The sequence below is a fragment of the Aquipuribacter nitratireducens genome (assembly GCF_037860835.1).
In the GTDB taxonomy this organism is placed as follows: Bacteria; Actinomycetota; Actinomycetes; order Actinomycetales; family JBBAYJ01; genus Aquipuribacter; species Aquipuribacter nitratireducens.
In genome coordinates this window covers 18460-28432 of the sequence record NZ_JBBEOG010000014.1, presented here as the reverse complement: position 1 = coordinate 28432, position 9973 = coordinate 18460, and the positions used below count along the sequence as shown (strand labels likewise).

Here is a 9973-nt window from a genome sequence, read left to right as displayed (position 1 = left end):
GCGTCGGATCCAGGTCGTCGAACATGTGTACGAGGATACCGGCGGGCACCGACACCCGCCAGGTCCTGTCACAACCCTGTGGACAGCGCCTCAGCCGCCGTCGAGGACCGCGACACGACGCGGTCCGGCGGTCCGGCGGTACGAGGACTCGAGGAGCTCCCCGACCTCCGTCCAGTCCGTCGTCTCGTCGACGTCCACACCGATCCAGCCGCCCGGTCCCAGGTAGGCGGGCACCCAGCACCGGGCCTCGCCGAGCAGCGCCTCGCGGTCGAGGAGGTCGAGCAGGAGCACCACCGACCGGTAGTGCGCCTCCCACCGCCCGTCGACGCGCCGGGAGCCGCCGTAGTACGCGAAGACCTTCGTCGTGAAGAACGCCGGCCGCCCGTGCGACACCTTCTCGCGGGCGTCCGGGAGGGCGAGGGCCAGTCCGCGGAGCCGGTGCAGGAGCGGGTCGTCGTCGTCGAACATCCGCGGATGGGCCATGCCCGACCCTAGCCGCGCGCCCCGACGCCGAGCCCGAGCCACTCCTCGACCACCGGCGCCGCCACGTCCGCCGAGTAGACCGTGTGGTGGTCGGCGCCGTCGGGGTAGGCGATGTCGACCGTGTGGCCCCCGGCGCGCAGCGCCTGCCAGAACGTGTAGGTGGCGGTGAGCGGCACGACGGTGTCGGCGGACCCGTGGACCAGGAGCACCGGCAGCTCCGGGCGACGCCCGGCGAGCGCCACGGGGTCCCCGGCGTCCCAGTCGTCGGGGTCAGGGGTGTCGGGACCGAACAGGTACCAGGCCTGGTCGGCCGCGGCGACGACGTCGTAGGGCCCGGCGAGGCCGACGAGCCGGTCCGCGGCCGCGGGCGGGTACGGACACGCAGGGTCGGCGGCGACGCCCGGGTCGAGGGCGACGACGGCCGCGAGCTGGGCCCCCGCCGAGTGCCCGAGCAGGACGAGCTCGGCGCCCTCGGCGCCGCCCTCCGTCGCGAGGTCCGCAGCGAGGTCCGCGGCGAACGCGGCGACGCAGCCGACGTCCTGCACCGGCCGGGGGAAGAACGCGCCGTCACCTGCCGTCCGGTACGTCCCGAGCACGACGAGCGCGCCCGACGTCGCGAGGTGCTCCGCGAGCGGGACCATCCCCGCGGGGTCCGCGGAGGTCCAGCCCCCGCCCGGCACCAGGACGACGACGGCCGCCGGCGGCCCCGTCGCGGGCTCGACGACCTCGACGCCCACGCCCGGCAGCACCTCGTGGGTGGTGGCCGGCGTCCCGTCCGCGCCCGGGAGCCCCGACCCCGGCACGCCGCAGGCCGCCGCGAGGAGGAGCGCCGCCGTCAGGCCCGCCGTCCGGGCGGACCCCGACGCGCCGACCGAGGACCTCACACGAGGACTGTCCGTCCCGCCGCGGGACGGCACCAGTGACCGAGGTCCCGCCCGCGTCACCTGACAGATGTCACCCCGACCTGCTGACACCCGCCACTGCCGCCGACCACCTCCCGGTGACGACCCTCGAGGCATGTCGACCACCACGCTCACTCCACAGGCCACCACCGACCCGACGCCCGCCACGCCGGCGCCCGTCACCTCGACGCCCGTCCTGGCGCAGCTCCGCGGCGCCGGCAGGACGTACGGCAGCGGTGAGGGCGCCGTCCACGCCGTCCGGGACCTCGACCTCTCCGTGCGCGCCGGCGAGCTGCTCGCCGTGCTCGGCCCCAACGGCGCCGGCAAGTCCACGGCCGTCGGCATGCTCACCGGTCTGGTGCGCCCCACGTCCGGGACCGCCCGCCTCTTCGGCCGCGACCCCCGGGACCTCGCCGCGAGGCGCCGGGTCGGCGCCATGCTGCAGACCTCCGGCGTGCCCGAGACCCTCCGGGTCCGCGAGCTCCTCACCCAGTTCCGCGGCTACTACCCGGCGCCGATGGCCGTGCCCGACGTCGTGCAGGCCGCCGGCCTCGACGGCCTCGAGCGCCGGCTGTTCGGTGAGCTCTCGGGCGGCCAGCAGCGTCGGGTGCTGTTCGGTCTCGCCCTGTGCGGCGACCCCGAGCTCCTGTTCTTCGACGAACCGACGACCGGGCTCGACGTCGACGTCCGGCGCACCCTGTGGGCGACGCTCCGCGACCTGACCCGCGCCGGTCGCGGGGTCGTCCTCACGACGCACTACCTCGAGGAGGCCGACGCCCTCGCCGACCGGGTCGTGGTGCTCGACCACGGACGCGTGCTCGCCGAGGGCACGCCCGAGCACATCAAGTCCCTCGTGCCCGGCCGACGCGTCCGCGCCCGCACGTGCGCCGCCGTCGCCGACGTCGGGACCTGGCCGGGCGTCCTCCACGTCGAGCGGCAGGGTCCGTGGCTCGAGGTCCTCGTCGCCGAGTCGGAAGCGGTGGTGCGCCGGCTGCTCGCCGGCGACGCCGACCTCGCCGGGCTCACCGTCACAGAGCCGACCCTCGAGGAAGCCTTCCTCGCGCTCACCACCTCGACCCGCTGACAGGAGACGACCATGACCACGACGACCCTCGACCGCCGCCTCGACCGCCGCCTCGACCGCACACTCGCCGTCTACCGCACCGAGGCGGTCCACGAGCTCCTCAAGCTCCTCCGCATCCCCGTCTTCGCCATCAGCACCATCGCCTTCCCCGTCATGTTCTACGTGATCTTCGGCCTGACCTTCGGGGAGCGGACCGCCGGCGGGGTGGGCGTCACGACCTACATGCTCGCGACGTACGGCGCCTTCGGCGTCATCGGCGCCGCGCTCTTCGGCTTCGGTGTCTCCGTCGCGACGGAGCGCGGGCAGGGCTGGATGCGGCTCAAGCGCGTCTCGCCGATGCCGCCCCTCGCGTACTTCGTCGCCAAAGTCGTGATGAGCACCGCGGTCGCCGCCATCATCGTCCTCGCCCTGTCGCTCCTCGCCGTCACCGTCGGTGGTGTCCGGCTGCCCGTCACGGAGTGGGGGACCCTCGCGCTCGTGCTCGTCGCTGGGGCGCTCCCGTTCTCCGCCATGGGACTCGCCTGCGGCTACCTCGTGGGGCCGAACTCCGCCCCCGCCGTCCTCAACCTCGTCTACCTCCCGATGGCCTTCGCCTCCGGGCTGTGGATCCCGATCAGCCAGCTGCCGTCCGTCGTCCAGGTCGCGGCTCCGTTCCTGCCGCCGTACCACTTCGCCCAGCTGTCGCTCGGCACGTTCGGGGCGTCGGAGGGCGGCTCGCCCCTCGTCCACGTCGGTGCGCTCGCGCTGTTCACCGCGGGGTTCCTCGCCGTGGCAGCCTGGGGGTTCCGGCGCGACGAGGGCCGGACCTACGGATGAGGCGACCGGCATGAGCGACGACGACGAGCCCCGCGGCGCCCGGTACGTGCGCTACCTGTGGCTCGCGTACCTCGGCTCGCTCGTGTTCCAGCCGGCGTTCGACCCCGACGCGGGACCCCTCGACTGGGTCCTCGTCGGGGTCCTCGTCGCGCTCTTCCTCCCGCTGTACCTCGCCGTGACGCGACCGCGCAGCGACCGGGCGGTGCTCGTCCTCGCGGGCGCCATGGCCCTGCTGGGTCTCGTCGGGTCGCTCGTCAACAGCGGCGCCAGCGTCTTCGTCATCTACGCGGCCGCCGCCGTCGCGTACCTCGAGCCCGTCCGACGCGCACTCACCGCGATCGGCGGCCTGCTCGGTGTCCTCCTGCTCATGCTCGTCGTGTCGCCGGCGCCGATGCCGTGGCGGTTCCTCGCCCTCGCCCCCGCGTTCGTGTTCACCGTCGTCGTCGGCGCCGTCAACGTCGTCGACGCCGAGCGGGGTCGGACCCGGCGCCGTCTCCGTCGCGCGGACGCCGAGATCGAACGTCTCGCCGCGCTCGCGGAGCGGGAGCGGATCGGCCGCGACCTCCACGACCTCCTGGGCCACACCCTGTCGGTCGTCGTGGTGAAGGTGGAGCTCGCGGGTCGCCTGGTCCCGCTCGACGCCGAGCGGGCGGCGGCGGAGGTGCACGACATCGAGCAGATCGCCCGAGAGGCGCTCGGCGAGGTGCGGACGGCCGTGGCCGGCTACCGCGCCGGTGGGCTCGACGCCGAGCTCGCCCGGGCGCACCGCGCACTCACGGCCGCGGGGGTGGACGTCGACGTCGACGTCGAGCTTCCCGCGCTGCCCGCCGCGCACGAGTCCGTCCTCGCCCTCGCCGTCCGCGAGTGCGTGACGAACGTCGTCCGGCACGCCGCCGCCACCGCCGCCCGCATCGACGGCGCGCTCGACGGTGGGACGGCCGTCCTCGAGGTCACCGACGACGGTCGTGGCGCCGACGGCCCGGAGGGCGCCGGGCTCACCGGCATGCGCGAGCGGGTCTCCGCCCTCGGCGGCGCGGTGGACGTGACCGTCGCGGACGGCACGCGGGTCCGCGTCGAGCTGCCGCTCGCGGCGTCGCCGCCCGTGCCGCGCACGCCGACCGGCCCGGCGGCGGCGGTGGAACCGTGACGATCCGGCTCGTCCTCGCCGAGGACCAGCTCATGGTGCTCGGTGCGCTGGGGACCCTGCTCGGTCTGGAGCCCGACATGACGGTCGTCGGCAGCGCGCCGGACGGCGAGCAGGCGCTCCGGCTCGTCCTCGCCCGCGAGCCGGACGTGCTGCTCACCGACATCGAGATGCCCGGAATGACGGGACTCGAGGTCGCGGCCGAGGTCCGCCGTCGGAGCCTGCCGACCAGGGTCGTCATCGTCACGACGTTCGCCCGCACCGGGTACCTGCGGCGGGCGCTCCACGCCGGGGCCGCCGGGTACCTGCTGAAGGACTCGCCCGCGAGCGCTCTCGCCGACGCGATCCGCACCGTCCACCGCGGTGGCCGCGCCGTCGATCCCGAGCTCGCCGCCGACGCGTGGGGCGAGGACGACCCGCTCACCGACCGGGAGCGGCAGGTGCTGCGGCTGGCCGGCGAGGGCCTGGCGAACGCGGACATCGCCGCCCGGCTGCACCTGTCCGACGGCACGGTGCGCAACTACCTGTCGGAGGCGATGGCGAAGCTCGGTGCGTCGAACCGGGTGGCGGCGGCCAGGACGGCCCGCGACCGCGGTCTGCTGTAGCGCGGGAGCCGGGCGCGTCAGCCGTCCGTCCGCTGCGCCGCGCCCTCCCGCACGTCGACCTCGACCCGTCCGTGGTCGGGCTCCTCCTCGGTGTGCCGACCCAGCAGCCGCAGGCCACCGAGCACGGCGGCCAGCGCGAGCGGCCACACGACCCACCACGGCAGTCCCGCCCCGACCCCCAGCAGCGCCACGACGCTCACGCCGCCGGCGAGGAAGGCGTACGGCATCTGGGTGCGGACGTGGTCGACGGGGTCGCAGCCGGACGCGAGCGACGACAGGACCGTCGTGTCGCTGATCGGCGAGACGTGGTCGCCCCACACAGCGCCGGCGAGGACGGTCGACACCGCGGCGAAGAGACCGGGCAGCAGTGCCTCACCGGTGACGCCCGACAGCTCGGACACCGCCACCGACAGCGGCACCGCGAGCGGCATGAGGATCGCCATGGTCCCCCACGACGTGCCGGTGGCGAACGCCGTCGCGGCCGCCACGACGAACAGCACGGCCGGGAGCAGCCACGGCGCGATGCTGTCCCCGAGCAGACCGGCGACGTAGTCGGCGGTGCCGAGCTCGTCCGCCACCGCCGACAGCGACCACGCGAGGACGAGGACGATGAGCACGTAGATGACAGACTTCACGCCCGCGAACCACGCCCGCACCGTCTCGCCGAGGCTCAGCACCCGCTGCGCGACCGTCATGACGCCCGCCACGACGACCGCGAGGATCGAGCCGTAGATGAGGGAGGCGTAGGAGTCCGCACTGCCGACGATCTCGCGGACGCCGCTGCCCTCGCCCGTGACGAAGAGGAAGCCGAGCGTCGCGCCGACGAGCACGAGGAGCGGCACGACGGCGTTGACGAGCCGGTGCGGCGCGCCCTCCTTCGCCGCGAGCTCGTCGTCGGACCCGCTCGCGAGGTCGTCCCTGCGCGACACCTGGCCGGAGAGCGCCCGCTGCTCCGCGCGGCGCATCGACCCGATGTCCCGGCCGCTGAGTGCGACGGCGAAGACGAGCAGCAGGGCGAGCACCGGGTAGAACCGGTACGGCAGCGACGACACGAAGACGCCGTACGCCGACTCGTCGATCCCCGCGGAGGCGAGGGCCTCCTCGATGAGGCCGACCTCGAAGCCGATCCACGTCGAGATGAGCGCGAGCGAGGCGACGGGGGCGGACGTCGAGTCGACGATGTACGCGAGCTTCTCGCGGCTGATGCGGAGCCGGTCGGTGACGGGCCGCATCGAGTTCCCGATGACGAGGGTGTTCGCGTAGTCGTCGAAGAAGATGACGAGACCGAGGGCGCCGGTCACGGTCTGCCCGCGACGTCGGGAGGTGGTCCAGCGCGTGACCGCCTTGACGATGCCCATCGTCCCGCCGTTGCACGCGATGATCCCGACGAGCCCGCCGATGAGGATCGTGAAGATCATGATGGAGGCGTGGCTCGAGTCGCCGTCCGGCGGCGCGATCGCCTCCAGCACCCACCGGTTCGGCACGTCGAGCAGGCCGAACCACAGCCCGCTCACAGTGAGCCCCTGGACGAGCCACGCCCCGACCCACACGCCCAGGAACAGCGACGGCAGCACCTGCCGCGACAGCAGGGCCGCCGCGATCGCGACGACGGGCGGGAGGACCGACACCCAGCCCGGGTCGGAGCCCGCCCCCTCCGTCGGTGTGGTGGAGGCGGCGTGCGCCACCGCGGTCGTGAGCGTCGTGGCGATCCCCATGCTGACCTCCCGTGGTGCAGGAGAGGCTAGTCCTGGGGGCGCGATCGGCGACTCGGACGAGCCGCAGAGGTGCGGGTCAGCCGAAGATCTCGCCGAGGAACGACGACTTCGACTTCTTCCGGTACGGCTGCTGACCGTGCTGCTGGCGGTGGCCACCGCCCTGCTGCGCCTTGACCTGCTGCAGGACCTCGCCGACCAGCCCGCCGAGCGACGACTGGGAGCTCTGCGACGAGCCGGGGGACCCGCCCCTGTGCGCCGGGGCCGCGGAGGACTGCGGCGTCCCCTGTCCGTAGTAGGTCGACTCGGCGTCCATGAGCCGCTCCAGCTCCCCGCGGTCGAGGAAGATGCCGCGGCACTCCGTGCACTGGTCGACGTGGACCCCGTTCCGCTCGTACGTCCGCATGGTCCCGTGGCACTTGGGGCAGGTGAGCTCCATGCCCGGGCAACGGCGGGCGGGCCCGACCCGTTCCCGGGGGTCAGCCGGAGGTCGTCCCGGCCGTCGGCGACCTACTCTCGTGCCCGTGAGCGTCCGCGAGGCCATCCGCCGAAGCCGTCACACCGACCGGGTCTACCGCGTCCTGGTCGGCGTCCTCGGCGGGCTCGTCGTCCTGGTCGGGATCGTCCTCATGCCCCTGCCGGGGCCGGGGACCCTCATCGTGCTCGGCGGGCTCGCGATCCTCGCGACGGAGTTCGAAGGCGCACGACGTGCCAGCCGACGGCTCCGGCGCGTCGCGGAGGACGCGGTGCGCCGGGCCCGGCGGGCACGCGAGAGGCGCCGGGCGCGGTGAGCGAGCAGACGACGGCCGCATCCGACCCGCCGTGGGAGCCGCCGCTGGCCGGTGAGGAGGCCGCGCACCTGCTCGGTGCGCTCGACCGGCAGCGCGCGACCTTCCGCTGGAAGGCCGACGGGCTCGACGCCGTGGGGCTGGCGGTCCGTGTCGGTGCCTCCGCGCTCACCCTCGGCGGGCTGCTCAAGCACCTCGCGGTCGTCGAGGAGGAGATCTCGACGTGGCGCCTGGCCGGTCAGCGTCCCGGGGAGCCGTTCGAGGAGGGCGCCCACGACTCCTCCTTCACCAGCGCCGCGGGTGACGAGCCCGAGCAGCTCTACCGCTGGTACGACGACGCGGTCGTCCGCTCGCGCGAGCGCTTCGCCGCGGCGCTCGCCGACGACGGCCTCGACCAGCGCGTCCACCTCGGTCGCCCCGAGCTCACCGTGAGCCTCCGCCGGCTCCTCTTCGACCTGCTCGAGGAGTACGGCCGGCACACGGGGCACGCCGACCTGCTCCGCGAGGCCGTCGACGGGCGGGTCGGGGAGGACCCCCCGCCCGACTGGCGGGTCGCCTGGTAGCCGCGACGCGGCAGGATCACCGACATGCCGGTCCTGCAGTCCGTCGCACTGTTCGCCCTCGCCGCGCTGTTCGAGATCGGCGGGGCGTGGCTCGTGTGGCAGGGGCTGCGCGAGGAGCGAGGACTCCTCTTCGTCGGTCTCGGGTTCGTCGCGCTGGGGCTGTACGGCGTGGTCGCCACGCTCCAGCCGGACGCGAACTTCGGACGCGTCCTCGCGGCGTACGGCGGCGTGTTCGTCGCCGGGTCGCTCGCGTGGGGCGTCGTCGTCGACGGCTTCCGCCCCGACCGCTTCGACCTCGTCGGCGCGGCCCTCTGCCTCGTCGGCGTGGCCGTCATCATGTACGCCCCGCGGGCGGGCTGAGCGCCGCCCGGATCGCTGCCGCGGTCGCGGTCGCGGCCGCCCGCGCGTCGTCGGCGTACGGCCGCCGCGGTCCCAGCCAGAACCGGAGGCCGTCACCGCGACGCCGGGGGATCACGTGCTGGTGGACGTGGGGGACAGACTGGCTCACGACGTTGTTGACGAGGAGCAGCGCGCCGTCGGCGCCCGTCGCCTGCTCGACGGCGCGCTGGAGCCGCTGGGAGGCGTCGAGCCAGTCGAGCGCGAGGTCGAGCGGCAGCGCGTCGTGGGTCTGCACGTGCACGGTGGGCACGAGGAGGACGTGACCGGGGAACAGCGGGTGGCTGTCGAGGAACGCGACGAGGGCGTCGGTGCGGAGCACCTCGTGGGCGGGCAGCTCGCCGGCCACGATCCGGCAGAACACGCACGGACCGGTGCTCCCGCGCGGGGTGTGCTGCTGACGGCTCCGTCGCTCGGCCACGACGGCAGCGTGCCGCCGACCGCGTCCCGCGGCACCTCGTTCACGCGTGAACGGTCTCCGAGGGGGTGGTGGGTCCGTCGATGCGACGTGAGCGGCTTCCGTCGCGACTGCTCACGTCGCATCGACCTGACGCCATCCCCTCCCCCGAGGTCGGGCACGCGTGAACGACCACGGCTCGGGCGCGACGCGCGACGCGCGACGTCGCGTCAGCCCGCGAGCACGAACGACACGAGGAACCCCGCGGCCGTCGCGAACGCGTTGAGGGGCTTGCCGTGCTCGAACGCCTCCGGCATCAGCGTGTCGGCGAGCGAGGCGAGGACGGCCCCGCCGGCGAAGGAGAGCGCGAGCGCGAGCACGAGCGGGTCGGCCCCGGACAGCAGCCCGTACCCGAGGACCACCGCGACCGTGAGTGCGGCCGCGGCGAGCGACCAGATGCCGATGACGAAGACCGGTCCCCGGCCGCCTCGACGCATCGCGATGCCCCCGACGAGCGCCTCCGGCAGGTTCGACGCGACGATGGCGACGAGGAGCGCGACGCCGCCGGCGGCGCCCTCGCCGCCGACGAGCGACACGCCGAGGGCGAGGTTCTCCGGGACCCCGTCGAGCGTGACCGCGGCGAGGAGGGCCAGGCCGACGCCGGCGCCGACACCGGGCCCCGCGCCGTGCGGGTCGCTCCGCTCAGCGAGCTCCTCCACCTTCTCCCGCTGGTCGGCGGTGGCCGGCGCGAGCTCGTCGGTGACGTCCTCGTCGAGCGCGTCCGCGCCGGGCAGCTCCTCGGGCGTCCCGCTCCGCTCGAGCGTGGCGGCGTCGAGCCACGTGTTGACGACGACGAACACGGTGGCGCCGGCGACGAGTCCGCCGGCAGCGGCGAGGATGCCGCCGAGCTCGACGGCCTCGGGGAACAGCTCGAACGCCAGCGCCGAGATGAGGGTGCCGCTGGCGAAGGCGAGGAAGACCCCGGTCAGGCGGCGCGGCGCGTCCCAGTAGGCGCCGAGCGCGCCGCCGACGACGAGCGCGCTCGACCCCAGCACGCCGAAGACGAGCGCGGTGAGCACGCCA

General features: G+C 74.6%; 13 protein-coding genes. 7 read left to right on the top strand and 6 right to left on the bottom strand.

Annotated elements, in window-relative coordinates; translation table 11 throughout:
- Positions 1 to 90: 90 nt before the first annotated feature.
- Together WAB14_RS17880 and WAB14_RS17875 are read right to left on the bottom strand one after the other, a co-directional pair.
- Complete coding sequence (locus WAB14_RS17880; RefSeq protein WP_340271703.1) at positions 91 to 483, bottom strand: MmcQ/YjbR family DNA-binding protein; 393 nt, start codon at positions 481 to 483, stop codon at positions 91 to 93.
- Between the two features lie 8 nt (positions 484 to 491).
- Positions 492 to 1367, bottom strand: coding sequence for an alpha/beta hydrolase family protein (locus WAB14_RS17875; RefSeq protein ID WP_340271702.1), 876 nt, complete (start codon positions 1365 to 1367; stop codon positions 492 to 494).
- Positions 1368 to 1500: 133 nt separating this feature from the next.
- Here WAB14_RS17875 and WAB14_RS17870 point away from each other — a divergent pair, with 133 nt between their 5' ends.
- Genes WAB14_RS17870 through WAB14_RS17855 form a run of 4 tightly spaced genes read left to right on the top strand, consistent with a single transcriptional unit; the run spans position 1501 to position 5034 of the window.
- A complete protein-coding gene (locus WAB14_RS17870; protein ID WP_340271701.1) occupies positions 1501 to 2469 on the top strand; it encodes an ABC transporter ATP-binding protein in 969 nt (322 codons plus the stop codon).
- A gap of 12 nt (positions 2470 to 2481) precedes the next feature.
- Positions 2482 to 3285 carry an ABC transporter permease gene (locus WAB14_RS17865; RefSeq protein ID WP_340271700.1) on the top strand — a complete coding sequence of 268 codons (804 nt, stop codon included), beginning with the start codon at positions 2482 to 2484 and terminating at the stop codon, positions 3283 to 3285.
- Positions 3286 to 3295: 10 nt separating this feature from the next.
- On the top strand, positions 3296 to 4432 hold the full coding sequence (locus WAB14_RS17860; protein WP_340271699.1) for a sensor histidine kinase: 1137 nt from the start codon (positions 3296 to 3298) through the stop codon (positions 4430 to 4432).
- A complete protein-coding gene (locus tag WAB14_RS17855; RefSeq protein WP_340271698.1) occupies positions 4429 to 5034 on the top strand; it encodes a response regulator transcription factor in 606 nt (201 codons plus the stop codon). Before WAB14_RS17860 ends, WAB14_RS17855 begins: the two co-directional genes overlap by 4 nt.
- Positions 5035 to 5051: 17 nt before the next feature.
- On the opposite strand, the gene WAB14_RS17850 is transcribed toward WAB14_RS17855, so the two are convergent.
- Positions 5052 to 6749: a Na+/H+ antiporter NhaC family protein gene (locus tag WAB14_RS17850; protein ID WP_340271697.1), complete on the bottom strand. Its 1698-nt coding sequence runs from the start codon at positions 6747 to 6749 to the stop codon at positions 5052 to 5054.
- Between the two features lie 76 nt (positions 6750 to 6825).
- On the bottom strand, positions 6826 to 7185 hold the full coding sequence (locus tag WAB14_RS17845; RefSeq protein ID WP_340271696.1) for a TFIIB-type zinc ribbon-containing protein: 360 nt from the start codon (positions 7183 to 7185) through the stop codon (positions 6826 to 6828).
- 85 nt (positions 7186 to 7270) lie between these two features.
- On the opposite strand from WAB14_RS17845, the gene WAB14_RS17840 reads away from it, so the two are divergent.
- From WAB14_RS17840 to WAB14_RS17830, 3 genes are read left to right on the top strand one after another with little or no spacing between them, the layout of a single operon-like run.
- Complete coding sequence (locus WAB14_RS17840; RefSeq protein ID WP_340271695.1) at positions 7271 to 7537, top strand: PGPGW domain-containing protein; 267 nt, start codon at positions 7271 to 7273, stop codon at positions 7535 to 7537.
- The gene (locus WAB14_RS17835) at positions 7534 to 8097 is read left to right on the top strand and encodes a mycothiol transferase (protein ID WP_340271694.1); all 564 of its coding nucleotides are present in this window, start codon (positions 7534 to 7536) and stop codon (positions 8095 to 8097) included. Before WAB14_RS17840 ends, WAB14_RS17835 begins: the two co-directional genes overlap by 4 nt.
- Before the next feature lie 24 nt (positions 8098 to 8121).
- Positions 8122 to 8457 carry a YnfA family protein gene (locus WAB14_RS17830; RefSeq protein ID WP_340271693.1) on the top strand — a complete coding sequence of 112 codons (336 nt, stop codon included), beginning with the start codon at positions 8122 to 8124 and terminating at the stop codon, positions 8455 to 8457.
- On the opposite strand, the gene WAB14_RS17825 is transcribed toward WAB14_RS17830, so the two are convergent.
- Positions 8432 to 8914, bottom strand: coding sequence for an HIT family protein (locus WAB14_RS17825; RefSeq protein WP_340271692.1), 483 nt, complete (start codon positions 8912 to 8914; stop codon positions 8432 to 8434). The two genes, WAB14_RS17830 and WAB14_RS17825, sit on opposite strands and share 26 nt — an antisense overlap.
- Positions 8915 to 9120: 206 nt before the next feature.
- On the bottom strand, positions 9121 to 9969 hold the full coding sequence (locus WAB14_RS17820; protein WP_340271691.1) for a ZIP family metal transporter: 849 nt from the start codon (positions 9967 to 9969) through the stop codon (positions 9121 to 9123).
- Between the last annotated feature and the right edge of the window lie 4 nt (positions 9970 to 9973).